Raw genomic sequence first — 26,090 nt, forward strand, 5'->3', positions numbered from 1 at the left:
TACGAAATCTACTTATGCCAGATACCCAGAAGCCTGCGAACCATAATAATCTCGCCAACGTGATAGGCGTTGTGATCGGCGGTGAGCAGTGCCTCGCGCAGAAGATTCTGCCCTTCACCCCAGCGGAATGGCTTGTATAGGTCGGCTCCGGGCCTGGAGAGAAGCTCTTCAAAGGCCTCCCGATCTTTGCGGATTGCCGCAATCGATGCCTCCCATGCATGCGTGGAAGACGGTTTTGGAGACTCCGGCCAATAATCTTCTGGCCAGGCCTTGGGCTGGTAGCCTCCTGTTGGAGGCGCGCTGAACTCCAGGATGTCGCGCTGGGCGATGCGGATGTGCTCGACCAGCTGCCAGGCAGAGTACGGCAGCCCCTCGGGAACGACGCCACGATGCTCTTCAGGAAAGTCTTTGACGGCATCCTCGAAGGTTGCGTGCGCCTGCCCTCCGTTGAGAAGATCCCTAAGCTGGCGAATGAGTTCGTCTGTTCCCGGATTCTCGGGTGTCTTTGCCATTACAGTTCCTCGTGAGACTTCTGGAGTTTGGATGCCCGGAGCTGGGATGTGGTCACAGAGGATTGGCAGGGTTTGTGAAGAGACGCAGATCCTTCGACTACGCCTCTCGCGATGAAGCCGCGAGAGGCTTCGCTCAGGATGACACCTTCAATTTAAGTGAGGCAGTAACAGCCTGGCAGGGGCAGCAAACCTCCTGCTAAAGGTCATCGTCAACTGCGACCGCAGCCGGGACGCCTCCCTCCCGACGCATTTTGAGGTAGCCGCGGATGAAGGGTTCCAGGTCTCCGTCCAGAACGCGGTCGACGTCTCCAACCTCGACGCGGGTCCGCAGGTCCTTCACCATGCGGTAGGGCTGCATGACGTAGCTGCGGATCTGCGAGCCGAACTTGATATCGAGCTTGGAGTCTTCGAGCTTTTTGGTGGCGGCCTTCTTCTTCTCCAGTTCGTACTCGTACAAGCGCGAACGGAGCAGCTTCATCGCCCTCTCTTTGTTCTTGTGCTGGGAGCGCTCATTCTGGCAGCCAGCGACAATGCCGGTGGGAAGATGGGTGATGCGAACGGCCGAGTCGGTCGTGTTGACGTGCTGACCGCCCTTTCCGCCGGAGCGGTAGGTATCGATGCGAAGGTCCTCGGGCTTGATGTCGATGACGATGGAGTCGTCGATCTCCGGCGAGACGAAGACGGAAGCGAAGCTGGTATGGCGGCGCTTGGCGGAATCAAACGGCGAGATGCGGACGAGGCGATGGACGCCGGTCTCTCCCGAGAGCAGGCCGTAGGCAAAATCGCCGGAGATGGTGAAGGTCGCGGATTTGATGCCGGCCTCGTCGCCATCCTGCACTTCGTTGATCTCGACCTTGAAGTTCTGACGTTCGCCCCAACGGATGTACATACGCATCAGCATCTCGGCCCAGTCCTGGGACTCGGTTCCGCCGGCGCCGGGATGGACGACCACGATAGCGTTGAGCGGGTCGGTCTCTTCGGAGAGCATGGTCTTGGATTCGAGCTTCTCAGAGAATTCGATCAAGGCAGGGATCTCTCTTGCGAGGTCGGCTTCGGTATCTTCGCCCTCCCGGGCAAGCTCGAAGTAGGCTTCGATGTCATCGAAGCGGCGGGCGAGCTCGGCCTCATCGGACAGCATGGCTTCGATGCGCTTGCGCTCGCGCATGAGCGGCTGCGAACGCGCGGGATCGGCCCAGACGGCAGGGTCAGCGGTCTTCTCTTCGATATCGGCTAGTTCACGACGGAGGCGGGGCGCGTCAAAGATACTCCCGCAGATCGCGAACTTTGTCGCGCACCGGGGAGTACGTGTATTCCAGATCGCTAAGCATGCTTCTAGTTTACGGCAAATCGTCTGCGCAGACTCGCGAACAAAGCAGCAGCGGACGCCACAGCGCAGGCCCAGGCAAACCAGTCTCCATGCGCGGCGTAGAAAGTGAGGTCATTCTCATATCCGAAGCGCACGCGGATGCTGGTGCGAACGTGACGAGGCGCGGCCGCTACCACCCGACCGTTGGGGTCAATGGAGGCTGTGACACCGGTGTTGGTAGCGCGGAGAATCCAGCGGTGATTTTCGATCGCGCGCATGCGCACCATGTTCAGATGCTGCCAGGGAGCGCTGGTGTCTCCGTACCAGCCGTCGTTGGAGATATTGATCAGAACATCGGCTCCGTTACGGACGAACTGACGCACTTCGTCAGCGAAGATGGACTCATAGCAGATAAATGTTCCGTAACGATGGCCGTTCATGTAGAAGAGGCTGCGAGTCTGTCCGGCATCGAAGGTCCCGGCCTCATGCAGAAGGTTCTGGGCGAAGAAAAAGAGGTCCTTGAAGGGAACATATTCGCCGAACGGAACCAGATGCATCTTGTCGTAGCGGCCGACGAATTCGCCCTGGGGAGATACGAAGGATGCAGAGTTGTAGAGGAAGTATCCTCGACCATTGGATGTCGTGCGGGGCATGGCGACGTTGCCGACGATGACCGGAGCATGCGCCTGAACGGCGAGCGATGAGAGCGCCGAGCGGAACTGTAAGTCATCCTCTTCGAATGGCGCAGGCGATTCGGGCCAGACGATCAGGTCAGAGTCGCGGGCCGCAGGCGACGGAAGATAGCGAAGGATGGGTGTTCCCTTCCGCTCTGGCATCCCGAGATACATACGGTCGCCGGGGTGACGGCTGAGATAAGAGAAGGATTCGAGAAGCTGCTGTGTCGAGGCCGGCGGTTCCTTTGCTGCGGCGCCCACTTCGAGATTTTCCTGCACCAGTATTGCTGTTGCCGTCGCGGGATCACGATGAGGATGCGCGATCATGCGAACGCCGAGGATACAGGTGACGACAATCGCGACACCAAGCGCGGTAAGAAGCAGCCGCGTATGTTTGCGTTCGCGAAGCTGAAATCGAACGAGCCAGAGCGCGTTAATAAGCGCGATAACGAATGAAAGTCCATAGGCGCCGGTATAGGGCGCCAGCCGCGTCAAGGCGGAGTTGTCGATCTGAGCAAGGCCGAGCAGATCCCAGGGCAGACCGGTGATGCGCGCTCTTGCCAGCTCAACAGCGACCCACAGGACAGGGCTGAGCAGCAGAGCAAGCCTGGCCCACTTCCCTGCCCGGACCACGGCAAAGAGCATGCCGAAGAGAGCGTGATAGAGGCCGAGATAAAGACAGAAGAGGAGGAGAATCCCCAGAGCGACAGGCTTGTCGAGCCCGCCGTAGAGGTACATCGTCTGGTAGATCCAATAGCAGTTGCCGAGGTACCAGACGAAGCCGGAGAGATAGGCGAGAGTTGCACTCTGACGGACGCTGAGCGGTTTTCCGCGGCGGTCGTTAGAGGCAAGTGCCCACAGGAGTGGAGTAAGCGCGATCCAGCAGAGGGCGGCTCGCCAGGCCGGCACAGGGCCTGCGAGAGGAAACGGCAGAACCTGCAGAACGCCGGAGAGTACAGCCAGAGCCCAGAGCTTTCCGGGGATGAGTCGCACGGGCTTGAGTCTATCATCGGAGGTCGGAGACGCACCCGCTCTATAATGGAGCAAGCATTATGGAACACGTAATCCATCTTCTGAGCAAAATTCTGGAGCCCCTGTTCTTTATCGGTATGGGTGGGTCGATGCTTGTCGTCGTCTTTACCGTGGTGCAGGACGTTCAGCAGATCTTTACCAGTGACGAAGAGGAAGAAGGCTGAGGCGCAGATTTCCTTTTGAAAATGGGCCGGAAAGATGGCCTGACCAATTGACGCTGTACGGAAGCGACCTTAAACTGACTCTCGGACGATAGGTTTCTGGACGCGAATGACAGCTGTCGGATGCGTCCTCCACAATCAATGGCTTCAGCGAAAAATACTGTCGTTCTGCCGCAATCGAACCGAGTACGCCTCGTCGTGGCCTCGTCAGTCATGCTGACGTTTATCTCCTTCTGGCGCGCGGCTGCCATTGTTCTCAATGACTTAGGTTCTTCAGCCTTTTATGCTGGCGGGCTTGCGGAAGAAGCTGTGGGCAAATCCGCGCCCTGGCTGATCCTCGCGGTTGTCTTTTTCGCCTATGCAGTGCGTTCGGTCTACGTCGAGAGCTGCTCGATGTTCACCCGCGGCGGCGTATATCGCATCGTCAAGGAGGCTCTGGGCAGCACCTTCGCCAAGATCAGCGTCTCGGCCCTGATGTTCGATTATGTGCTGACGGGGCCGATCTCCGGTGTATCTGCCGGCCAATACATCGTGGGGCTGCTGAACGACCTGCTGGCCTACGCTGGAACAAGGCTGCACTGGGCTGCCGTCCCACACCTCAGGCCCGACTACTCCTCTGCCTGTATCGCCGTGGCGATCACGCTGTATTTCTGGTGGCAGAACATCAAAGGCATCGAGGAATCGAGCCAGCGCGCTCTGGACATTATGAAGATCACTACCGTCATGGTAGTGATCCTGTTGTTTTGGGGCGGGTTTACCGTATTTCATCGCGGGGCGCAGCTTCCTCCGCTGCCTATCCCTTCGAATTTGCATTTCAGCTCGGATGCCCTGGGCTTTCTGAAGGGAACAAAGTTCGCTGCTTCACTCGGCTTGTTCGGCGTATTGATGGCGTTTGGCCATTCGGTCCTGGCCATGAGCGGTGAGGAGTCCCTGGCCCAGGTCAATCGCGAGATCGAGCACCCCAAGCTGAAGAACCTGAAGCGCGCAGCCCTGGTGATTGCGACCTACAGCTTCTTCTTTACCGGGCTCTGCTCCCTGCTCGCGGTGATGATTATTCCGGACTCGGTGCGGGTCCATGTCTACCGCGACAACCTGATCGCCGGAATGGCGATGTACATGGTTGGGCCCGAGGTTCTGCGCCTGGCCTTCCGCTGCTTCGTGGTTCTGGTTGGATTTCTGATCCTGGGCGGCGCGGTCAATACAGCGATCGTCGGGTCGACCGGCGTACTGATGCGCATCGCCGAAGACGGCGTATTAACGGACTGGTTCCGCAAACCGCAGAAGAAGTACGGAACCAGCTACCGCATCGTGAACCTCGTTGCCGGGATGCAGTTGCTGGTGATCGTTCTGACACACGGCAACGTGCTTGTGATTGGCGAAGCGTATGCCTTCGGCGTCATCTGGAGCTTCACCTTCAACGCCCTGGCAATGCTGATTCTGCGGTGGAGATACCACGGCGAGCGCGGATGGAAGGTACCGATGAATCTCCGTATCGGAAAGACGGAGATTCCGATCGGTCTGATATCGGTCTTTCTCGTCCTTTCTACGACGGCGATCGTCAACCTGTTTACGAAGTCGGTCGCTACGGTCAGCGGAGTTATCTTTGCCGCGGCATTCTTTGTGATCTTTTCGCTTTCGGAGCGCAATAACCGCAAGCGCCACGACCTTACCTCGCGGCAGATGCGGGAACACTTCCAACTCGAGCATCAGGACAAGGTTGGTTTGTCCGCGCTCGATATCCGTCCGGGCGCAGTCATCGTAACCATGCGAGACGCTGCGGCGCCGTTTGCTTTGAAGTGGGCTCTGACGCACACCAATACCGAAGAGCAGGACATTGTGGTGCTGGCAGCCCGCATGATGGGGGTCGGTGGCCCGGAGTATGTGGAAGCCTCCGAACAACTCTTCAGCGAACACGAGCAGATGTTGTTCACCAAAGCGGTCTCGGTTGCGGAGAGCTTTGGGAAACATATCTCACTGCTGGTAGTGCCTGCAGGCGATATCTTCGCTGCATTGGTGCGGACGGCAAACTCGCTGGATGTTGCAGCGGTCGTCTCCGGGCTTTCGAGCAAGCTGACCGCCGAGGAGCAGGCTTATCATGTCGGTCAGGCCTGGGAGGCTCTTCCGGAGCCGAAGCGTCAGTTCACGTTTTATGTGATCAAACCGGATGGGGAATCGCTGAGCTTCCACATCGGACCGCATGCCCCTACCATCCAGCCCGATGAGGTTCAGCTCGTGCATCGGTTGTGGCTGAATCTGCGGCGCGATCCGGCGATGCGCGATCTGCACCACAGCGATATCGTGACTTACGCTTTAAGTCGCATGGCATCAGAGTTTGCTCACGACAAAGATGCCCTGATGTCGGAACTGTCGCATTATCTGCAGCGCTCAAATCGCCCGCGCGGGCTGGGCAATACCTACCACGAAGAGATGGATAAATCAGGTCCGGGATATTCGATCCGCCCCAAAGCAGCAGCGCTTCCGGAACAAAGTAAGACCGAAATCGCCCGCAAATAGATGCTTTCAGTTTGCGGCATCGGAAATACATCCGGTATCGTTACCTAGTAGTGCATACAACAACAGGTGGGAACCTGAGATTCTATCGCTCTCTCTTTTGCACCCATTCCCATCTTTCAGGAGACCTAAGTGCAAGTTAGCCGTATTATCGCCGAGATCGACGCTCAGATCATCAAACTGCAAAAAGCGCGGGCACTGCTCGCAGAAGGACTGCAGCCGGAGCGCGCAACAGGCCGCCGGGGCCGTCCTAAAGGAAGCGCCAATACAACAAAGGCTAGTGGGGGCAGAAGCAAACGCAAGATGACTCCCGAAGGCCGCAAGCGCATCGCGGACGCCATGAAGAAGCGATGGGCAGAGCGAAGAAAACAGAACGCAGGCAAGTAGCGCAAGGCACACAGAATGCGCAGGGGAATCTACTCCCTGCGCATTTCGTCTCCAGATCCCTTGTGAAGCGAGAATGCAGCTTCAGCGCGTTGCGATCACCTCGCGCAAGTTGTCCTTGGCAAGAAAGAAGCGATAGCTGCTGAAGTCATGAAGCATGGCTTCAATTTTGCGATTGCTGTAGGCGTTCAGGAGAGGATAGCTCCCTGACTTTTGCATCTCCACCACCTCAGTGTCCGTCAGATGATAACGGCAGAAAGCCGTGTTGGGCTCCTTCGTTGTATGAAAGAAGGCGAGCAAAAGGCCTCCGGGGGCCACAACCTCGTGCAATCTGGTAAAAAGCGGCTCGATCAGCGCTTCAGGAAGAAAGTCGACTGTATCCCAGAGAATAACGACATCGAACTGCCGCCCGGAGAAGTTCAGGTTCGCCTCAAAGAAGCGATCGCAGTCGTAACGAGCCTCTTCCCCCGGCTCTGAGGGCAACACCCACTCGGGACGCGCGGCCTCCTCCACGAGGTTGGCCATATAGATACTGTGACCGAGTCCCGTAATGTAGTTGATATTGGTGGAGGAGGTTGGGCCGATGTCGAGCACACGCAGAGACTCCTGCCCCTTCAGGTGCTTCTGAAGCTCTTTCCATCCGCTGGAGTGGCGCGGAACCCGCGAAGAATCCGTATTGCGAGAGCTAGCTGAGCCTTCGCCGCCGCCGAAGATGTTCCGCATTCCCTAGTATTCCCTTCCTATGCTTTCGGCTCGAGCAGGAGACTCTCCTGCTGTGGTTTCGATACTGCCTCCACCCCCTCGCCGGGGGACTCGCCAGGGCTTAGATTTACCCTGCCTCGAATCGTTGCGTTCTCTTCGATCGACAGACGGCGGCTGTAGATGTCGCCGTCCACCGATGCAGAGCCGCGAATCTCCACCCTATCCGAAGCATGGAGATCTCCTTTGATAGAGCCGTAAACGATGATGTCCTTTGCCCGAACATTGGCGAGAATTCGCGCATTCGGTCCCAGGGTCAAAGAACTCTCAGTAAGCGTGATTGTTCCTTCCATATCTCCGTCGAGATAGAGATCTTCATTTCCCGATAGCTCACCCCGTATGGTGACCGATTTCCCTATGACAGTGGAACCTTCAGCCGGCTTCATTCGGTAATCTTCTCTCCTGGAGCAATGTAGGCAATACTCTGCACCTTGCCCGAACTATACCCAAGGTGCTGCGTCGAGGCAAACACGTGACACGTGCAAGAAAACCCTCTGCTATCCATTTTCGTCACACGTAAGATATCAGCAGGATCGCGCATAACCGATCCATCTGGCGGGACGAGGGTCATTGGAGTGATGTTGAAAGAACGCGGGCAACAGAATCTCCAAGGCTCTCTGAGGCTGGTGCAGGAGGCAACGAGAAGCCGCAGCGCGGCGATTTTCATTTTGGGAATCGTATTGTGCCTGCCGGCAGCGGCAGCTCCTCCGTTCCAGGCCGATGCAGCGGCGGAGAAGGCCCGACAGGCCGCGATGCTGAATACTCCGCCTCGTACCTGGGTGACTCAGGCGATTGACCGCGAACTGGATATTCTCCATAACAGGACGAGCCATCTGCGGTATCGCATGCATCTTGTGAATGCCAAAGGAGACCAGGTACGCGACGTCATCGAGAGCCAGGATGGTACTGTTGCGCGCCTGATTCTGCGGGACGGCAAGCCGCTCACCGAGGAACAGGATCGCGATGAGCAGGAACGGCTGAATGACATGGTGAAGCATCCTGATGCGTTTGCCAAGCACATCAAAGACAACCAGTCAGGGAAAAAGGTTGCCGATCAATTGATGCGGCTGATGCCGGACGCCATGATCTACACCTACGTCCCCGGCCAGCCGCAGACGGGGCGCCGACCGGGAATCACCGAAATCGTCATCGACTACGAGCCGAATCCGAAGTTTCATCCTCCTTCGACAACAGCAGAGGCGCTCACCGGGATGCGAGGAAGAGCCTGGATCGATATGAAGACCAAGACGGTCGTGCGCATGGAAGGAAATATCTTCCGCGGCGTTAACTTCGGTTGGGGCATGCTGGCTCACATCTATCCCGGCGGCCAGCTCACACTCGATCAGGCAGAGGCAACGGACGGACGCTGGATCTTCACGCACTTCAAAGAGCGCATCTCTGTGCGCGCCCTGATGGTGAAGACACTCAATATCCAGGCGGATATCGATGCGTGGGACTTCCGGCCTGTTGCCGCAATGAGCTATCAGGACGCAGTTCGTGAACTGCTGAACACGCCACTGCCGAAGCAGGACATCAGGCCGTAACCCGCGCCTTCGCGCGCAATGTCTGCCTTCGCACCGTCAGGCTCTCGATCCGGTCCCGGAGGATCGCGTAGCCGGAGTCTGCGCCAGCGGGAACGGGAATCTCCCCCGCCTTGCTGACCGTCACCTCCGGTTCAATGATGTCTTGCGACCAGTAGCGCGCGGAAGCGGAGACATCTCCCGGAAGAGAGAAGTTCGGGAGCGATGAGAGCGCAATGTTGTGGACGCGACCGATGCCTGTCTCCAGCATGCCGCCGCACCACACGGGAATTCCCCGCTCTGCCGCTACATTGTGGACAGCAATGGCTTCGCTGAAACCACCGACACGACCGACCTTGATATTGATGATCTGGCAGGAGTTCATGTCGATCGCCGCCAGAGCATCGCGCCGGTTGCGGATGGACTCGTCGAGGCAGATCGCGGTCTCGATCCGCTTCTGCAGCATGGAGTGGAAGTAGAAATCGTCGTACCAGAGCGGCTGCTCGATCATCAGCAGCTTGAACTGGTCCCACGAAGCGATATGGTCGAAGTCCTTCATGCGATAGGCGGAGTTGGCATCGCAACTGAGCATGATATCGGGCCAACGCTCGCGTACGGCTTCAAAGATGTGGGTATCCCATCCCGGTTTGCACTTGAGCTTGATCCGCTGATAACCGGCGGCCAGCTCGGTCTCGATCTTTTCGAGCAGCTTTTCAAGCGTGGGCTGAATTCCGATGGAGACGCCGCACGGAATCACGTCGCGGGTTCCGCCGAGAAGGTCTGCAAGGGAGATTTTTTTCGACTGTGCCTCCAGATCCCAGACGGCGTTTTCGAGAGCAGCCTTCGCCATACGGTGGCCGCGAACCTGCTTAAGGACGTCGGGGACATCACCGCCGTGCTGCAGCTCGGCATCGAGCAGACGTGGAGCCAATTCGGTTTCGGTGATGATCCAGGCCGTATCGATCATCTCGTCGCTGAAATAAGGGTGTTCTCCAGCGACACACTCCCCCCAGGCTGTGAGGCCTTCGCACTCCAGCTCGACAAGCAGGATGCGACGGCCTGTGGTCAGACCGAAGCTGGTCTCAAAGGGGTAAGCCAGCGGCATGTTGATCTCACGCATGTGAATCGCATCAATATTCAGCATCTCAGAATCCCGTCCTTCCAATCGTCGTTTGCGGAAGTTGCACGCATTCAGGTCGCTCCGAATCAGCTCCAGGCGCCTTGTTCTTCATCGTTCCACCTGCCCAGCAAAAACGTTCCGTTGCCGTGGGCGTCGCGTTCGTAACCGATAGCAGCGAGACCGCGGCTGAACGCTGACTCGAAGGCCTTCCGGTTCGTCTTCTGCAGCTCCTGTGCGAGTGATCTTGTCTGGGGATCCTGCTTCCATTGGTAGATGGCGTGCGGGACAGTGATACGTTCTATGGTTTCGATCGGCTCCGGTGTTCCGGCCAGGATGTTCGCAACCCGGGGGGATTTCAGCCACCATTCCGCGTATAGCCTATCCGTCGGCAGGCCGCCCTGCAAGGGAGAAGAGGAAGGCCCATAAAAGTCCGCCTTATAGCGGCGGGCGATGGCGCCCAGACGGGCGATATTCAGGTGTGCGTTTTTGATCTCCAGGGGATCGAAGGTCCACTCCATCAGGTCGAAGCCTCGCGCCAGCGCGTCGTCCCGCTGAGCCAGCTTCAGCCTGCGTCCCAGCCCACCGTTGCGATAGTCCGGCAACACGGCAAGCATGTGCGAGTGAAGATAAGCGTGACCGTTGCGATAACCGGGCAAGGCCATGGCAAAGCCAACGATGGTGTCCCCATCAAACGCACCAAGGACCTGACCGCCGATGCGCTGGGCTACCAGGAAGACTCTGCGGGGGATCAGGTCGCCGTCGCTATATCCCCAGACCTCAAGCTGCAGAACAACGCAGCGTTCAAACTCCTCAAGCGCTGTCAGTGGCCGAATCTCAATTCCCGTTTCGCTGTGTGTGTTCATGCCTTTTGGTCGTTCGCTCTCCAATAGCCGTACAACGTACTACTCTGCCCGCTTTGCGTCCCGCCAAAGAGCATCCAGCTCCTTCGGGTCTAGACGCTCAAGGACCTCTGCTCCGCCTGCCGCGCGTTCCATCGCGGTAAAGCGCGATCGAAACTTTGCGTTGGCACGTCGGAGTGCGGACTCAGGATCGATCCGGAGATGGCGCGCGAGATTGACGGCCGTAAAGAGCAGATCGCCCAGCTCCTCTTCGATGGCTGAGGAGTCCTGCGGCTTCTCCGGTTCCTGCACGCCAGAAGGAATCTCGGCACGCAGTTCCGCGATCTCCTCATTCAGTTTGTCGAAGAGACCCTCTACATCGGGCCAGTCGAATCCGACTTTGGAGGCACGCGAGCCCAGCTTCGCCGCCTCCATCGTGGCGGGCATAGAGCGTGGAATATCTTCGAGCAATGAGGGCTGCGACTTCCCTTCCGCCGAGGCGCGTTTCTCTTCACGTTTGATCGCCTCCCAGTTCTTCAGAACGGTAGCGGAGTCCTCCGCTTTGACATCGCCAAAGATGTGAGGATGGCGGCGGATCAGCTTCGCATTCAGGCTTGCGGCAACATCGCTGATGGTAAAGTAGCCAGCTTCGGCAGCCATTTGAGAGTAGAAGAGCACCTGCAGGAAGAGGTCGCCGAGTTCATCCCTTAGATCCGACCATGCCCGCCGCTCGATTGCGTCGAAGACCTCATAGGTCTCTTCCAGGGTGTGGCGCTTGATGGTATCGAAGGTCTGTTCCTTGTCCCAGGGGCATCCATCAGGCCCGCGAAGCCGCTCCATAATTCGAACGGACTCACCCAGGTTTCGCGCGGTCGCTTCGCTCTCCTGTGACTCCATGTCTTCACTTTACCCGAAGCATAGGAGACAGCGCATCCTGCGTGATAGCATCCTGACCATAGAGTGATGCCGAACGATCAGGGAAACCGAACTGAGCCGAAGAGACGAATGAGCCCGCTTCTGTGGGTAATGCTCGCGGCGCCGTACCTTGCCCTGTGTTTCCCACAGCTCTATGCCAAAGCAACCCCAACGTTGCTGGGCTTTCCATTCTTTTACTGGTATCAGTTCGCCTGGGTGGTTCTTACATCTGTCCTTCTGGGACTGGTGTATCGCGCCCTAAAGGACTAGCCAGCCCGCATCGGATACGGAGCGCAATCTTAATCAAGATAAGAAGGAGGGTGGACGGCCGGGTCTATCGTATGCTGCCCTGCCGCCGCTGGGAGAGGTTGTAGACGCCACGTCGCAGCATATCGAACGTCGACGCCTCGTGGTGTGTTTGGTGATGCAGAAGGATACTGCGGAAGATTTCTATCTTGAGGCCTGCTGCTCCATATTGGTCATCAGCTTCACCTCAACCCGGCGATTCTTGGCTCGTCCGGCTGCCGTGCTGTTGCTGGCAACCTCCTGATCCTTGCCGATGCCTATGAGATAGAACTTGTGCGGCGGAATGTTGTATTTGGTCGCAAGATAATTTACGACCGCATCCGCGCGACGCTGACTGAGGGCATAGTTATAGTTCGCATCGCCGGTCGAATCGGTTCCACCAGTCACGGCAAGGATGTAACTCCGCTTCTCCGCCAGCCCTGCAGCAAAGTCATCGAGGGTCTTCCGATCGTTCGCCGTCAGAGCAGATTTGTCGAAGCCGAAGGTTACACTGACGTCTCCCACCGACTTGTAATTATCGAGATTGGCGACTACCCCGGTCAGGGTGTCTACGCGATTCACAACATCCTGAGCCGACTGATTGGCCGCGTCGGCGGACTTGCCGGCAGCGCGGGCGCGCTCGTCAGCAGAGTTCGCCGCTCCCTGAGCCTTTGCGATGCCTGCTGTCGCACGTTCGTCGGTGTCGACGATAGCGCGATGGTCGCTGGCTGTCTTCGCATCGAGTTGGTTGGTCTTGTCGATGAGGGGCGCGGTCTGCGAGCGAACGTAGTTCTTGCTCGAGCAGCCGATTGTGAAGGTAAGCAACAGAGCACTGGTGAGGACGGCAGTTCCCGCAGAACCAAATTTATCTTTACCAAGGGAAAAACGCATGGAGTTCATGTCTTTACTCTCCTTCGTGCAGTTCGCTGCAACGGTTACATTCCCTACGGCAGCAATTATAATGCCAAATGAACTTCGATAGTAAGTTGTTGAAATTAAACTAGATACACGTAAATCATCGCGGAGAGTGAGGTTTCCGGGGGCTGGCACATCTGGAACTTTTGATGTGGGTTTGCGTCAAATCTACGCGTGCAGCCTTTTTCTTGGTGGGGATCTACACTAAAAGGCTAGTTCTTCCTGTGCAGTACTTTGCGTCGAAATCCTGACCTACGAAATGGACCTTCAGCAGAAAATCCGGACTCTGCCCACCTCACCCGGCTGTTACCTGTACAAGAATGCCGAAGGCGAGGTGATCTACGTTGGCAAGGCGAAAAATCTCCGTACCCGGGTGCGATCGTATTTTCTGCAGGCCTCTCAGGCCAACGCGAAGACAGGCACGCTCATGCGCGAGGCCGTCGATCTGGACTACATCACGGTTGCCAACGAACACGAGGCCCTCGCCCTTGAGAACAACCTGATCAAGCAGCGCAAGCCCCGGTTCAACATTCTGCTGCGTGACGACAAGACGTATCCGTATATCAAGCTCACCATGTCGGACCGCTTCCCCAAGGTCTTCGTGACTCGACGACTGCGGAAGGACGGAAGCGCATACTTTGGTCCCTACTTTCCCGGAAACCTGGCGCACCGCCTCGTCGATCTGATCCATCGCAGCTTTCTGATTCCCAGCTGCAAGGTCGACCTGTCACGATATCACCCACGCGCGTGCCTGCAGTACTACATCAAACGCTGCCTTGGGCCATGTGTGGAAGGGCTGACGACGCCGGAGGAGTACCGACAGACCATCCGCGACGTGCAACTGTTTCTGGAAGGACGCCCCGGCGAGCTGGAGCAGCGGCTGACGGAACGTATGCAGGAGGCCGCCGCCCTCGAACGATACGAACTCGCCGCCCGTCTGCGCGACCAGCTCACGACCGTACACCAGATGCTGGACAAGCAGCGCATTGCAACGACCGACAATGAAGACGCCGATGTCTTCGGGTTTCACTACGAAAACGAGATGCTGGCGGTCAACCTCTTCCATATGCGCTCCGGCAAGATCGTCGACCGGCGTGATTTCTTCTGGGAAGATCTACCCGAGTTTCTGGAGGCCTCCAGCGAAGAGGGCGAAGAAGTCGAGTCTGTTGTGCGAGAGCAAACACATATCGCATCGGCCACGGAATCGCTGACATCGTTTGAACCTGATCCGGCCTGCGCTGCCCCGGAGATCGGCGAAGGCGCTCCTCTGATGCAACATACGGCTCTGTCGGAGCCGGGAGCGGCTTTCAGTCCTGGGGCCTTTTTCTCTGCATTACTCAAGCAGCTCTACCTCGATCAGGGCTATGTGCCCCGCTCCATCCTTGTTCCGGTGGACTTTCCGGATCGCGCTCTCCTGGCAGAGATGCTGGGCGAACGTACCGGCCACCGCATCGAGATTCTGGCTCCGCAGCGCGGCGAAAAGCGTTCCCTGGTCGATCTGGTCGGCCAAAACGCGAAGCAGTCTTACGACCAGCGATTCCGTGTACTGCTACCCTCGCAAAAAGCCATCGTGGAGTCGCTCCAGGATGCCCTGACGCTGGAGGAGCCTCCGCGAAGGATCGAGTGTTTCGACATCTCTCACATTCAAGGAGCGGAGACGGTAGCCTCCATGGTGGTCTGGGAAGATGGCGCGATGAAGAAGTCGGACTACCGCAAATTCCAAGTTCGTACGGTGACCGGCGTCGACGACTTTGCCTCGATGCGCGAGATCGTGCAACGCCGCTACAAACGTTTATTGGAGGAGAAGAAGCCGTTCCCTTCCCTCATCCTGATCGACGGCGGGCTGGGTCAGTTACATGCGGCTGCCGATGCCCTTAACGAATTGGGTGTCACTCTGCAGCCGCTGGCGTCCATCGCCAAGCGGGAAGAGATTATCTACATCTATGGGCAGGAGAGCGATCCCGTGGTTCTCGACCGCCGCTCGCCCGTGCTCCATCTCATTCAGAAGATACGGGACGAATCACATCGCTTTGCCATCTCATACCACCGCAAGCGCCGCGAGATGCGCGACCGCGACTCCGAGCTGCTTTCGATTCCGGGCGTTGGCCCACGCACTCGGCAGCGGTTGCTGGAGCATTTCGGCTCTGTCCGTGCCATCCGGCAGGCGGCCGAGAAGACGCCGGATGCGCTGACGGCTGTGGTGAGCGGTTCGACTGCCGAGAAAATCCGGAACTACTTTGTCACGGAAGATACTGCCGGGGCAGATACGCTCACTGTTCTGCCATAGGGGCCGTAGCTGCCTTCTCCTTAGAAGGAGCGACGGCTCCGTCCTTATGTGCAGGAACTGGCTTCTCCTTGGATCCGGTAGCTGCTGTCTTCTCTTTAGGCGCAGCAACTCCGTCCTTAGAGGCAGCAATCTCCTTTTCCTTGAGAGGAACAACTTCCTTCTCTTTAGGCACCGCAAGCTCTTTATAGAGCATGGCTCCGACAATCTTATGCACGGCGGTGGAAGGATGATTCTTGTGGTAGTAGAAGTACTGCGCCGGATTAGCGCACGGCGTGACGTCTTCGCTGAAGATGGAGCGTCCGGCACACTGATCTGTAGTGTCTTTAATCCCGAATTTCTCAGGGTGCTGAATGATGTAATCGTAGTAGATTCCCCATTTGCTCAAGCGGATATCCGCTCCACTGAGCTTGGAGGACATCTCAGCTGGAATACCCCGAATGGCTGGATTCAGACGCTTTGCCACACCGCTAAAGGCCGGAATCGCCTCAGGAAGCACGGCAAGACGGAAGTGCCGTCCTCCGGCGTCGTATAGCGACTGAATCTCTCCCTCCAGATTCGCGACGGTCTGTTCCGTGGCGATGCGGCTGTCGTTCAGACCACCTGCGATGAAGAACAGCGTGTTGTCCGGGTCGAAGACGATGGAGCCGTCATGGGCCCTGGCCACGAACTCAGCCACCTGGTTCTTCATTCCGAATCCCAGAAGACCATTCGTGACGATGCGGCCCTTGTTCTCGCCCGTCGATGCGCCGCTCACGGCAAAATCCAGGCTCTTCTCTGCCGCGTCGTGCGCATTTGAGGGAACCATGGTCAGCCCCAGCTTCTGAGCCATGTACGCCACAGCAGTAGGGCCGTCACTGTCAACCCAGCCGCGTCCGATATCGGAGTAGCTGTCACCAAAGACGTAAATTCGTTCGATGGAGGGTTGTGTCTGCGCCGGTAGGAGCCCAGAAACAGAAAGGATCACCAGAAGAACAATGAAAAGCCGCATGCGTGAACTATCGTACTGGAAGGCCACTGCTTCCCAAAATGGAATTATTCCGTGTTCCCCTTCTATTGGTCTCCGCCGGAGCCTGCCTGGAACGTATTGCACTGATTCAAATCGCCTGACTGCAATCCGCGCACAAACCAGCGCTGCCTCTGCTCGGAGCTGCCGTGTGTGAAGGTTTCGGGCGAGACGGCGCCTCGCGACATCTTCTGCAGATGGTCGTCCCCTACGGCTGCCGCCGCGCTGAGACCATCCCGAACGTCCTCTTCATGGATAATCCCGCGTTGTGCAGCGGTGTGCGCCCATACACCCGCCAGGCAATCCGCTTGCAGCTCCAGCATCACGGAGAGCTGATTTCTCTGCCCCGGATTGCGCGCCTGCAGTTGGCGCATGCTCTGTTCGATGCCAAGGACATTCTGGACATGATGACCAAGCTCATGGGCGATCACATAGGCCTGGGCAAAGTCTGCCGTGCTGCCGCCGATACGCCGCAGCTCATCCCAGAAGCTCAGATCGATGTAGACCTTTTCGTCTGCCGGGCAGTAGAAAGGCCCTGTCTGCGATTGAGCCGTCCCGCAGCCGGAGCGTGTGTAATCCCGAAACAGGACGAGCTTGGCATGACGATAAGCCTGACGAGACTGCTCCGGCAGCAGGGTCTCCCACTCATGCTGAACGTCATCGAGCACATAGGAGACGAGTTGGGCCGAACGATCCTCAGCGGCGGACGAAGCCGCGGGTCTGCTGTTCGTGGTCGAAACCTGGCCACCGCCGGCGAGATAACTTCCAATGTAGTTTCGGCCCGTGATCAGGCTGATGATGACCAGAAAGATGAAACCGATAATTCCAATACCGCCGCCGCCGAAGCCGCCGGAAGAGCCACGTCGGTCCTCGACGTCGCTGCTGAGCCCTCCAGGAGTCCAATCCATCGTTCACCCCGCTAAACTATGCCAGTATCGGGCCCGCCTCGCAACCAGAATAGTTGCCGACCCGGGAACGAAAAACGCCCGGTTCCGTAATAGTAGTCGAATCTGGATTCAGGGAGAGTATCGATGTCTACGGCAACTGCTTCGACTACCGTGGTACGTCCGGTGGATAGGTCCTTTCGCAACGCTCTCCGGCTGGCTCTGTTCTTTGCTCTCATCAAATTGGCTTTGCACATCGGAACGAATCTTTGGGAAGCACACATCGGCTGGGGATATTTCCGCGACGAATTCTATTACCTGGCCTGCGGAAACCATCTCGCCTGGGGCTATGTCGATCACGGTCCTGTCGTGGCCTTGCAGGCGCGAATCGCCGAAACCATGTTTGGGCACTCGTTGGCCGGCATTCGCCTGCTGTCCGCTGTCGCTGGCGCCCTCCGGGTTCTGCTGACAGGGCTGCTGGTATGGGCTCTTGGGGGGCGAAGACCGGCACAGGCTCTCGCGATGATCGGCATCCTGCTCGCGCCGCAATATCTTGGACTCGACAGCTTTCTTTCCATGAACTCGTGGGAGTCCTTTTTCTGGATGGCCTGCCTGCTGGCTCTCATTCTACTGCTTCGGGGAAGAAGCATCCGTGCCTGCTGGATCGTCTTCGGGATCTCCGCCGGGATTGGTCTGTTGAACAAACCATCCATGACATTTTTCCTGGTCGCGCTGCTGATCGGACTGCTGCTGACACCCGAGCGGCGAATCCTCTTCAGTCGCTGGAGCGCACTTGGTGTTGCTCTGATGATCCTGATTGCTCTCCCTAACCTCCTATGGCAGGTTGCAAATCACTGGCCTACGCTGGAGTTCCTTCACAACGGTCGAGTAGGGCACAAGAATATTGCGCTTGCTCCACTTCCCTTCCTCGTGCAACAGGTCTTAAATCTGAACCCTGTCTCGATCTTTCTCTGGGGATGGGGCCTGCTCTGGTTGCTCTTCCATCGCACGGCAAAGAGCTGGCGGTTTCTCGGACTCACCTACCTTCTTTTTCTTGCAGGCATGATGGCGCTTCACGCGAAGGACTATTACGTAATTCCCATCTATCCAATTCTGTTCGCAGCTGGAGGACTTGCGTGGGAGCAGCAATTCCGCAATCGCCCGGCGGTTTGCGATGATCGGGCCTTCGCTTTCCCTGTCTACGAGACGCTGCTCATCCTGACCGGGCTGCTGACTCTTCCAATGGCAATCCCGGTTCTACGTCCTGCGCCATGGATTGCGTATGCGAAAGCGATCCACCTCTACGATCAATCCGGCAACACTGAGAATGTATCCAGCGGCCTTCTGCCACAGTTCTATGCCGACCGGTTCGGGTGGCAGGAAGAGGTGGATAAGATCCAAACCATCGTGCAACACCTCTCACCAGAGGATCGGGCACACGTGGGCATCCTGGCGAACAATTACGGAGAGGCAGGCGCCCTGGACTTCCTGGGCCATGACCTTCCTCCTGTCATCAGCGGACACAACACCTACTGGATATGGGGACCGCACGATGTCGGTGGCCAGGTCCTGATCGTCATCTCCGGAGATCCACCGGACCGCTTCAAAGAATTCTGCAGGCAGGTCGAAGACGAAGGGCGCCTGAATCATCCGTTCTCGATGCCTTACGAGCGCAAGCACATCTATCTTCTTCACGATTGCAGACGCCCGATGTCTCCCAAGGATGATTGGATCAGGTACAAGCACTACTTCTAACGCTTCCCCTGCCAAAGCGTCTCTGTTGCTGTGCTACTCTCCGAGCAACGCATGCAAGTGAAAGAGCAGCCACAGACGGAACTGCCCCGCGTCCTGAACGCGTCTCATGCCACCTCTATTGTGGTTGGCATCATCATCGGCAGCGGAATTTTTCTTGTCCCTCGCGAGATGATGGCCGCCGTCGGTTCCTCCGGCATGGTCTATGCGGTATGGATTGTGGGCGGCCTGCTGTCGCTGTTCGGTGCCATGACCTATGCCGAGATTGCCGCCCTGCGGCCAAAGTATGGCGGAGAATATGCCTTTCTGCGCGAGGCATACGGCGATCTCGTCGGCTTTCTGTACATGTGGACGTGGATCACTGTCGCCAAGCCTGCATCCATCGCCACGATCGCCGCAGGACTGGCGCGAGTGCTGGCAACCTTTCCCGCGTTCTACTTCCTGGAACATCGCGCCTTCGGTTCCCTGCTTTGGAGCCAGATCTTTGCCATCGCGGTCACATGGCTGATCACCGGCCTCAACATTCTGGGCACACGAAAGTCCGGCAATGTGCAGCTCGCCCTGACCTGGCTTAAGATTCTGCTGATCGGTGTCATCGCCGGTATCTGCTTCAGCGCAGCAGGCAGCCACGGCTCATGGCACAACTTTGCGACGGAGTTCACCGGAGCGCATGGTGGTTTTTCAGGATTCATGATCGCCCTCATTGCTGCGCTATGGGCATATGACGGATGGAGCGACGTCACCCAGATGGCCGGCGAGGTCAAGGATCCGCAGCGTAGTCTGCCTTTGGCCCTCATCGGCGGAGTCGCCATCGTTGGCGGACTCTACATGCTGACCAACGCGGCCATTCAGTACGTCATGCCCGCGGCTGCAATCGCGGGCGCCGACCGGCCAGCAGCCGATGCGCTGGGACTCATTGCCGGAAGCTGGGGCTCCGGCCTGGTCTCGATTGGAATGGCCGTCAGTATCTGCGCGACGTTCGTGGGGTCTACGTTGTCAGGGGCGAGAGTCCCATTCGCTGCAGCTCACGATGGCCTGTTCTTCCGGCAGTTGGCGCACGTTCATCCAAAGTTCCGTACACCCTCGACGTCTCTCATTCTGCAGGCGATTCTCAGTTCTCTGCTGCTGCTGGCAATCGGGCGGTTCCAGTCGTTGTTCTCGCTGGCAATTTTTGCGGAGTGGTTCTTCTACGCTCTGACGGCGAGCACAGTCTTCGTCTTCCGACGACGCGACCCCGCCGGATCACGGCCTTACAGCGTTTGGGGATATCCTGTGCTGCCGCTGCTCTTTATCGCAGCCGCTGTCATTCTACTGGTGTTTTCGTTTGCCAATCAGCCGCGGAACTCTATCATCGGAACCGTCATTATCCTGTGCGGAATTCCTCTGCACTACGCCTTCCAGAGGAGAAGACAGACAGCCTAGCTGCTGCGGTTCTGGATCACGCGTTCGTAGACGCGTACATATTCCTGTGCCGGCTTCTCCCAGGAGAAGTCTTCTGCCATGGCGCGCTTCATCATTGCCGTCCAGGTCTTTTTGTCCCGGAAGGTGGCGAGTGCACGCTGAATCGCATCGAGCAGAGCGTCGGAGTCGTAGCCCCAGAACTTGAATCCATTGCCGCCACCGTCAGGCCGTTCGTGGATGGAGTCCTGCAGGCCTCCCGTCGCGCGGACCACCGGGATGGTTCCGTACTTCAGACTGTAGATCTGGTTCAGGCCGCCCGGCTCGTAACGCGACGGCATCAAGAAGATATCGGCCCCAGCCTCGATCTTGTGCGCCATCACGTTATCGAACCTGACCTGAACGCGCATCTTTCCGGGGTAACGCGCCGCCATCTCCGGCAGCAGCCGCTCGTAATACTCCTCGCCGTTGCCCAACATCACCAGCACAACATCTTCCTGCATCAGACGGTCGAGAATATCGACAATGAAGTCGATCCCCTTCTGCGTAGCGAGGCGTGAAACCACGCCAATCACAGCTGTTTCATCGCTAATGTCTTCCAGATGAAACGCGTGCAACAGATCGCGCCTGCACTCCTGTTTTCCTGCCAGCTTGCCCGCTGTGTAATGGCCGGCGATGTGGGGGTCCGTCTCCGGGTTCCACTCGCCGTAATCCGCCCCATTCAGAATTCCGAATAGATCGCTGGCACGGCGCCGAAAGGAATCCTCAAGACCATTTCCGAACTCCGCAGTCTGGATCTCCTGCGCGTAGGTCTGGCTGACAGTCGTGATCGCATCCGCGTAGACAACGCCTCCCTTCAGGAAGTTCACCTGGTCGTACTGTTCCAGCTTGTCCATGGTGAACATATCCCACGGAAGCAGAAGCGTCTCCATGGTGCGCGGCGGAAACCAGCCGTGATAGCCCGCATTGTGGATGGTCAATACAGCGGGAACCTTGCGGAAGACGGGGTCAAAGTAATAGATGGATCGCAACATCACCGCAGCCATCGCCGTCTGCCAGTCGTGCACATGAAAGACGTCAGGAACTCCAATAATCTTGGTCGCTTCGAGCACGGCACGGCAAAAAGCACCGAAGCGCTCTGCATTATCCGGGTAATCTCCTGACGGCGTGGAGTAGAAGCTCTCCCGGTCGAACAGCTCGGGCATGTCGACAAAGTACATCTGTACCCCGTCCGCGATTCCTCCATCCAGAACGCGCGCAAAGCGGTTGTACGAAGGAAAAGGAACGGTCAGGCTGGGGAGAACGACTTGCGCCTTTGAGACGGCCTTCGCGACCTGGCGATAGTACGGGATATAGACCTGCACCTTATGCCCCATCTTCACCAGCGTCTTCGGCAGAGCGCTGATCACGTCCGCCAGCCCGCCGGTCTTTGCCCACGGTGCACACTCCGAAGCCGCAAACACAATATGCATGCCGTCTCCCTCTCGTTCCTCAACCCAAAACGTTAGTCTATACAAAGAGATGCATAAAGCCGTTTATCGGCTTCCACCGTATGAAGCGTAAACCAAAACTCGGGCAAAACTTCCTGGTGGACGACCGCGCTCGACACGCCATCGTCGATGCTCTGGGTGACATTCGCCAGCGGACGGTGATCGAGATCGGGCCGGGACACGGAGCTATCACCGACATTCTGGCGGAAAAGGCCAACCAGCTGATTGCCCTGGAGCTGGATCGGGAGCTGGCCCCCGGCCTCGCCCAGCGGTTCGCCGCAAGACCCAATGTCCGGATCATCGAGATCGATGTCCTGAAGGCAGACTTTGCATCGATCGTTCCCATCGGGGAGACGGCTGATGTTGTGGGAAATCTTCCCTACTACATCACCTCCGACATTCTCCTGAAGCTCTTCCATGCTGGAGCTTCCGGTCTGCTCTCCCGTGCAGTGGTCATGATGCAGCGCGAGGTGGCCGCACGGGTCGCAGCCTCTCCCGGAGGACGGGAGTATGGCCTGCTCTCAGCCACCGCCCAGATGAACGCCCGCGTCGAAGACCTCTTCACGCTTCCACCCTCGGCCTTCTCACCGCCCCCCGAGGTGTATTCGACCGTGCTCAGGCTGGACTTTGCGCCCCGATTCAGCGAACTGGGCGTGGATCCGGAGAGATTCGACAGCTTCCTGAAACAGATCTTTGCCCAGAAGCGAAAGACCCTCGAGAACAATCTGCGGGCCGCAGGCTTCGCCTCCGACGATCTCGAATCCCGCTGGCCTGCGGCTGTGCCCCGGAAGTCGCGCGCAGAAACCCTGTCGCTGGAGGCAATGGCGGAGCTGTACCACGCCCTCAAGTAAGCTATTTCACTATTTCCCTGGAGACGACGGGGTTGCCTCTTCCGCCAGCGCCAGCAGGTGGGCGGCACGTTCCCGAACCTTCTGTATAACGGCCTCGTCAGCCACGATCGATCGCAGCGCGGGAGCGATATTGCCAAGTTCCAGCACCCGTTTCGCCTCTACCTCGTGGCTCAGCACCTCCATCTCGGAGTACAAACCGAGCCGGTCGAAGCGATGCAGGAACTGCAGCTTGCGTCCCTCGTCCATCGTCTGGGCGATTGCCTGGAAGGTATCCGTTAGCTGGGTGATGCTCTTGTTCTCGGAGTAGTTATAGAGGCACGAGCCCTGACCGTCTGACCCTTTGTAGCTCAGAGTCTTCTTGCCGGTGTCGGCGATGTTCTTCGCCTTCGATTCGCATGGGATATTGAACCGGTCCAGCGATCGAGCTGTTTTAAAGATCGTTTGGGTCGCCGGGCTGCTGATCCGGATGGGTTGACTGACGGGCTGCGGCGCCGCGGATACCCCCATCGCGCTACTGCCTCCGCTGACAGGCGCAATCTGGGCCTGGTAGGTTCCGGTTCCGTCTTCATGCACCACGATCGTGTACCGGGGGACAGGAAGCCCCGGCCGCTGAAACTGAAAGCTCACCTCGGCAGAAGTAGCCATATCCCCTGCCGGACTGATCTGTCCAGCGGAAGGAGCCACTGTCTGCGCATGGGCGACCGCAGCGAGGCTCAGGAGGAGCGCAAGGCGTCTCATCGTGCGACACCTTGGGCCGAAAGCGTCTGCGCAGTATGGATATGGCAGATGGCAATGGCCAGCGCATCGGCGGCGTCGGCGGAATCCGGAGCCTCGTCCAGTTCCAGCAGCCGGGTCACCATGAACTGGACCTGCTCCTTGCCGGCCAGACCATACCCTACGACCGAGCTCTTAATCTTCAGCGGAGCATACTCGACCACGTCCAGTCCCACTGTGGCCGCTGCCAGCATGGCAACGCCGCGTACCTGTCCCAACTTCAGCGCCGATTTGGCATTCGCCGAGAAGAAGACCTCCTCAATCGCCACCACATCCGGACGGTGCAGTTCCATTGCCCCGGTCAGCTCGGCAAACACCTGCGCCAAACGGACCGGCGTCTTCTGTTTCTTACTGAGGCGGATTGTTCCACCGGCGACACGTACCAGCCGCGGCATACGGGCATCGCAGTCCACTTCGACCACACCGTACCCGGTGAACTCGGTCCCGCAGTCGATCCCGAAGACACGCATGGGAGAAGTCTACTTCCTTTCGCGATGGAGAAACCCCTCTGAAACGCAGCCCGGCTACTTCGAGATTCCCTCCAGCGGAGAGCTGGCCGTGGCATATAGCTTGCGAGGCATCCTGCCGGCCAGATACGCCTGCCGGCCTGCCAGAACGGCATGCTGCATCGCCTCCGCCATCAGGATCGGGTCCTTCGCCTGGGCGATTGCCGTGTTCATCAGGACGCCGTCGAATCCCAGCTCCATCGCCACCGTGGCATCCGAGGCTGTGCCCACACCAGCGTCGACGATCAGGGGGACCTCGGTGATCATCTCGCGAAGAATTCTCAGGTTCGCCGTATTCTGAAGACCGAGCCCACTCCCAATCGGTGCCCCAAGGGGCATCACCGCAGCCGCACCGACATCGATTAATCTTTTCGCAAATACAATGTCATCAGATGTATACGGAAGAACAGTAAAGCCTTCCTTCACCAAAGTGCGAGTGGCCTCCAGTGTGGCCTGGATGTCAGGGTACAGTGTTGCCTGATCGCCGATGACCTCAATCTTGACCCAATCGGAGAGTCCCACCTCGCGGCCGAGGCGTGCGGCGCGGATGGCCTCCTCTGCCGTGTAACAGCCTGCTGTGTTGGGAAGAAGGAAGTAACGCTGTGGGTCGATGTAATCCAGCAGAGACTCGCTGGACCGGTCGAGGTTGACGCGCCGCACCGCGACGGTCACCATCTCGGCCCCGGAGGCTTCGATCGCAGTCTGGGTCTCCGGCCCGTCCTTGTACTTACCCGTTCCTACGATCAGCCGCGACTGAAACGCCCTTCCCGCGATTACCAGAGGTGTCATGGATTCCATTCTAAGACGAAACGCGAACGGCCCGTGCTCGATAGGAGCAGCGGGCCGTTGCCGGTGAGCTGTTGAGATTGACCTGAGGCGCCCTCTACTCGGACTACCTCGGCGTATTCCATTCAGCGTTACCTGAAGATCGCCAGGACCAAGAGCAAGGACGCTCTTAAGCCTCAGTCACCTCACGTGTATCGATCGAACTCGAACTGTCACATTTCATAGGCTGGATCATCCTCCTTTCCCGTGTGCCGAAAGATTACGCCCCCATTGCCTCCCGGAGCAAGTCCGAAGCCTGCCCCCACCATACATCTCATGCGGTATAGCGGTGCATCGCATTTGGAACGGTGCAGGACATCCCACGAGCAATCCTGCTTCTGCTTTCAATCCTGGCCTTGGAAAGGTTCTCCGAAACAATGAAACCAGCAACAATTATTGGAATTGTTCTCATCCTGCTTGGCATCATCGGATTTGCGACTGGTGGTTTCAGCTTTACCCACCAGCACAAAGATGTGGATGCCGGCCCGATCCAGATCTCTCATGAAAAGAAGGAGACTGTCCCCATCTCTCCCATTCTCAGCACCATTGCTCTCGTGGCGGGCGCAGGGCTGGTTACAGTAGGGGTAAGGTCCCGCTGACACTTCTCAGGAGTTTGGTTCACGAAATGGCATTAGCTATAGTTAAACAGCTAATGCCATTTCGATTTAACCAAGGGTCAGGATGAAAGATTCCATTACGGTTTCCAAAGAAGACTATCTCAAGGCGATTCTCGAGGCTGAGTCCGAAGGCCAGCACGTCATCTCCGCCACCCTGGCGCATTGGCTCTCTGTCTCGCCGCCGGCGGTCACGATGGCGCTCAAGCGCCTGAAGCGCGACGGCTACGTCCTGGTAAAGAACGACGGCACCCTGCAACTCTCCGCCAAGGGCAAGGAGACTGCCTACAGGACCGCTCTGCGTCATCACCTGATCGAGCGCATGCTCTCGGAGATCTTCAACATGGAGTGGTATCAGATCCATGACGAGGCCGAGCGCCTGGAACATGCCGTCTCCCCCGCCTTCGAGGCAAAGCTGATTGAAAAACTTGGTGAACACGGCACCTGTCCGCATGGCAATTCGGTTCTGCCGGAGAGCCCGGCGCGACGCAAAAAACGTGGGCTCCTCCCACTCTCCGAGGCCACGAAAGATACCGAATACGTCGTGGCCAGCCTGTACGAGCGAGATCCCAAACTTCTTCTCTTCCTCCACAACCTCGGCGTCGACCCCGACTCGACCATCCGGATTACGGCAAAAAACTATGACGAGACGCTATCCATTGAGACACCCGGAGGGGCGTTCACGCTCGGCAAACCCGCTGCCGACAAGGTTTGGGTAAAGAGGAAATAACCACGCCTCAAAATAAATAGTTAACCTTGGTTAATATTCTATG

Annotated in this window: 26 protein-coding genes; 11 read left to right on the forward strand and 15 right to left on the reverse strand. The window is 57.9% G+C overall.

The annotated features are described in order from the left end of the window. Nucleotides 1-8: 8 nt before the first annotated feature. From GWR55_RS07240 to lnt, 3 genes are all read right to left on the reverse strand, one after another. Nucleotides 9-512, reverse strand: coding sequence for a DinB family protein (locus GWR55_RS07240; RefSeq protein ID WP_162401671.1), 504 nt, complete (start codon nt 510-512; stop codon nt 9-11). A 196-nt stretch (nt 513-708) separates the two neighbouring features. Next, a protein-coding gene (gene prfB / locus GWR55_RS07245) for a peptide chain release factor 2 (RefSeq protein ID WP_162401672.1) occupies nt 709-1,840 on the reverse strand; the annotation gives its coding sequence in 2 pieces (ribosomal slippage) (nt 709-1,770 and nt 1,772-1,840; 1,131 coding nt in all). A 4-nt stretch (nt 1,841-1,844) separates the two neighbouring features. Continuing rightward, complete coding sequence (gene lnt / locus GWR55_RS07250; RefSeq protein WP_238398701.1) at nt 1,845-3,485, reverse strand: apolipoprotein N-acyltransferase; 1,641 nt, start codon at nt 3,483-3,485, stop codon at nt 1,845-1,847. 59 nt (nt 3,486-3,544) lie between these two features. On the opposite strand from lnt, the gene GWR55_RS07255 reads away from it, so the two are divergent. From GWR55_RS07255 to GWR55_RS07265, 3 genes are all read left to right on the forward strand, one after another. After that, a complete protein-coding gene (locus tag GWR55_RS07255; RefSeq protein WP_162401673.1) occupies nt 3,545-3,688 on the forward strand; it encodes a hypothetical protein in 144 nt (47 codons plus the stop codon). Nucleotides 3,689-3,826: 138 nt separating this feature from the next. Continuing rightward, a complete protein-coding gene (locus GWR55_RS07260; protein WP_238398702.1) occupies nt 3,827-6,199 on the forward strand; it encodes an APC family permease in 2,373 nt (790 codons plus the stop codon). Nucleotides 6,200-6,328: 129 nt separating this feature from the next. Beyond that, nucleotides 6,329-6,583, forward strand: a complete 255-nt coding sequence (locus tag GWR55_RS07265) for a hypothetical protein (RefSeq protein WP_162401674.1) — start codon at nt 6,329-6,331, stop codon at nt 6,581-6,583. An 81-nt stretch (nt 6,584-6,664) separates the two neighbouring features. Here the strand turns inward: GWR55_RS07265 and GWR55_RS07270 are convergent, their stop codons facing one another. Beyond that, nucleotides 6,665-7,303, reverse strand: a complete 639-nt coding sequence (locus tag GWR55_RS07270; protein ID WP_202925591.1) for a class I SAM-dependent methyltransferase — start codon at nt 7,301-7,303, stop codon at nt 6,665-6,667. Nucleotides 7,304-7,320: 17 nt separating this feature from the next. Beyond that, on the reverse strand, nt 7,321-7,725 hold the full coding sequence (locus GWR55_RS07275) for a polymer-forming cytoskeletal protein (RefSeq protein ID WP_162401675.1): 405 nt from the start codon (nt 7,723-7,725) through the stop codon (nt 7,321-7,323). 282 nt (nt 7,726-8,007) lie between these two features. Here GWR55_RS07275 and GWR55_RS07280 point away from each other — a divergent pair, with 282 nt between their 5' ends. Next, nucleotides 8,008-8,883 (forward strand): hypothetical protein, encoded by an 876-nt coding sequence (locus tag GWR55_RS07280; protein WP_162401676.1) that lies wholly within the window; start codon nt 8,008-8,010, stop codon nt 8,881-8,883. Here GWR55_RS07280 and menC read toward each other — a convergent pair. From menC to mazG, 3 genes are all read right to left on the reverse strand, one after another. Then, nucleotides 8,873-10,000 carry an o-succinylbenzoate synthase gene (menC, locus tag GWR55_RS07285; protein ID WP_162403826.1) on the reverse strand — a complete coding sequence of 376 codons (1,128 nt, stop codon included), beginning with the start codon at nt 9,998-10,000 and terminating at the stop codon, nt 8,873-8,875. The two genes, GWR55_RS07280 and menC, sit on opposite strands and share 11 nt — an antisense overlap. Nucleotides 10,001-10,065: 65 nt before the next feature. Next, nucleotides 10,066-10,842 (reverse strand): GNAT family N-acetyltransferase, encoded by a 777-nt coding sequence (locus GWR55_RS07290; protein WP_162401677.1) that lies wholly within the window; start codon nt 10,840-10,842, stop codon nt 10,066-10,068. A gap of 39 nt (nt 10,843-10,881) precedes the next feature. Beyond that, the gene (gene mazG / locus GWR55_RS07295) at nt 10,882-11,715 is read right to left on the reverse strand and encodes a nucleoside triphosphate pyrophosphohydrolase (protein WP_162401678.1); all 834 of its coding nucleotides are present in this window, start codon (nt 11,713-11,715) and stop codon (nt 10,882-10,884) included. A 108-nt stretch (nt 11,716-11,823) separates the two neighbouring features. Here mazG and GWR55_RS07300 point away from each other — a divergent pair, with 108 nt between their 5' ends. Next, a complete protein-coding gene (locus GWR55_RS07300) occupies nt 11,824-12,003 on the forward strand; it encodes a DUF3311 domain-containing protein (protein WP_162401679.1) in 180 nt (59 codons plus the stop codon). Between the two features lie 180 nt (nt 12,004-12,183). On the opposite strand, the gene GWR55_RS07305 is transcribed toward GWR55_RS07300, so the two are convergent. Further along, nucleotides 12,184-12,918: an OmpA family protein gene (locus tag GWR55_RS07305; protein ID WP_238398703.1), complete on the reverse strand. Its 735-nt coding sequence runs from the start codon at nt 12,916-12,918 to the stop codon at nt 12,184-12,186. Between the two features lie 274 nt (nt 12,919-13,192). Between GWR55_RS07305 and uvrC the strand changes: the two genes are divergently transcribed. Beyond that, nucleotides 13,193-15,220 carry an excinuclease ABC subunit UvrC gene (gene uvrC, locus GWR55_RS07310; RefSeq protein ID WP_162401680.1) on the forward strand — a complete coding sequence of 676 codons (2,028 nt, stop codon included), beginning with the start codon at nt 13,193-13,195 and terminating at the stop codon, nt 15,218-15,220. On the opposite strand, the gene GWR55_RS07315 is transcribed toward uvrC, so the two are convergent. Further along, the gene (locus GWR55_RS07315) at nt 15,204-16,208 is read right to left on the reverse strand and encodes an SGNH/GDSL hydrolase family protein (RefSeq protein ID WP_162401681.1); all 1,005 of its coding nucleotides are present in this window, start codon (nt 16,206-16,208) and stop codon (nt 15,204-15,206) included. The two genes, uvrC and GWR55_RS07315, sit on opposite strands and share 17 nt — an antisense overlap. Nucleotides 16,209-16,270: 62 nt before the next feature. Then, nucleotides 16,271-17,131 carry a neutral zinc metallopeptidase gene (locus GWR55_RS07320; protein WP_162401682.1) on the reverse strand — a complete coding sequence of 287 codons (861 nt, stop codon included), beginning with the start codon at nt 17,129-17,131 and terminating at the stop codon, nt 16,271-16,273. A 123-nt stretch (nt 17,132-17,254) separates the two neighbouring features. Between GWR55_RS07320 and GWR55_RS07325 the strand changes: the two genes are divergently transcribed. Together GWR55_RS07325 and GWR55_RS07330 are read left to right on the forward strand one after the other, a co-directional pair. After that, nucleotides 17,255-18,862 (forward strand): glycosyltransferase family 39 protein, encoded by a 1,608-nt coding sequence (locus GWR55_RS07325; protein ID WP_238398704.1) that lies wholly within the window; start codon nt 17,255-17,257, stop codon nt 18,860-18,862. Between the two features lie 51 nt (nt 18,863-18,913). Then, nucleotides 18,914-20,281, forward strand: coding sequence for an APC family permease (locus GWR55_RS07330; RefSeq protein ID WP_162401683.1), 1,368 nt, complete (start codon nt 18,914-18,916; stop codon nt 20,279-20,281). On the opposite strand, the gene glgA is transcribed toward GWR55_RS07330, so the two are convergent. Continuing rightward, nucleotides 20,278-21,729, reverse strand: coding sequence for a glycogen synthase GlgA (gene glgA / locus GWR55_RS07335; RefSeq protein WP_162401684.1), 1,452 nt, complete (start codon nt 21,727-21,729; stop codon nt 20,278-20,280). The two genes, GWR55_RS07330 and glgA, sit on opposite strands and share 4 nt — an antisense overlap. An 80-nt stretch (nt 21,730-21,809) precedes the next feature. On the opposite strand from glgA, the gene rsmA reads away from it, so the two are divergent. After that, complete coding sequence (gene rsmA, locus GWR55_RS07340; RefSeq protein WP_162401685.1) at nt 21,810-22,598, forward strand: 16S rRNA (adenine(1518)-N(6)/adenine(1519)-N(6))-dimethyltransferase RsmA; 789 nt, start codon at nt 21,810-21,812, stop codon at nt 22,596-22,598. A gap of 9 nt (nt 22,599-22,607) precedes the next feature. On the opposite strand, the gene GWR55_RS07345 is transcribed toward rsmA, so the two are convergent. The 3 genes from GWR55_RS07345 to GWR55_RS07355 are packed head-to-tail and all read right to left on the reverse strand — an operon-like array spanning nt 22,608 to nt 24,676. Further along, complete coding sequence (locus GWR55_RS07345) at nt 22,608-23,336, reverse strand: hypothetical protein (protein ID WP_162401686.1); 729 nt, start codon at nt 23,334-23,336, stop codon at nt 22,608-22,610. Further along, nucleotides 23,333-23,842, reverse strand: coding sequence for a crossover junction endodeoxyribonuclease RuvC (ruvC, locus tag GWR55_RS07350; RefSeq protein ID WP_162401687.1), 510 nt, complete (start codon nt 23,840-23,842; stop codon nt 23,333-23,335). Before ruvC ends, GWR55_RS07345 begins: the two co-directional genes overlap by 4 nt. 54 nt (nt 23,843-23,896) lie before the next feature. Next, the gene (locus GWR55_RS07355) at nt 23,897-24,676 is read right to left on the reverse strand and encodes a thiazole synthase (RefSeq protein WP_370521412.1); all 780 of its coding nucleotides are present in this window, start codon (nt 24,674-24,676) and stop codon (nt 23,897-23,899) included. A gap of 404 nt (nt 24,677-25,080) precedes the next feature. Here GWR55_RS07355 and GWR55_RS07360 point away from each other — a divergent pair, with 404 nt between their 5' ends. Together GWR55_RS07360 and GWR55_RS07365 are read left to right on the forward strand one after the other, a co-directional pair. Beyond that, the gene (locus tag GWR55_RS07360) at nt 25,081-25,302 is read left to right on the forward strand and encodes a DUF3185 domain-containing protein (RefSeq protein ID WP_162401689.1); all 222 of its coding nucleotides are present in this window, start codon (nt 25,081-25,083) and stop codon (nt 25,300-25,302) included. Between the two features lie 82 nt (nt 25,303-25,384). Continuing rightward, nucleotides 25,385-26,047 (forward strand): metal-dependent transcriptional regulator, encoded by a 663-nt coding sequence (locus GWR55_RS07365; RefSeq protein ID WP_162401690.1) that lies wholly within the window; start codon nt 25,385-25,387, stop codon nt 26,045-26,047. Nucleotides 26,048-26,090: the final 43 nt, after the last annotated feature.

Origin of the sequence: Edaphobacter sp. 12200R-103, from assembly GCF_010093025.1 — a bacterium.
Lineage (GTDB): Bacteria > Acidobacteriota > Terriglobia > Terriglobales > Acidobacteriaceae > Edaphobacter.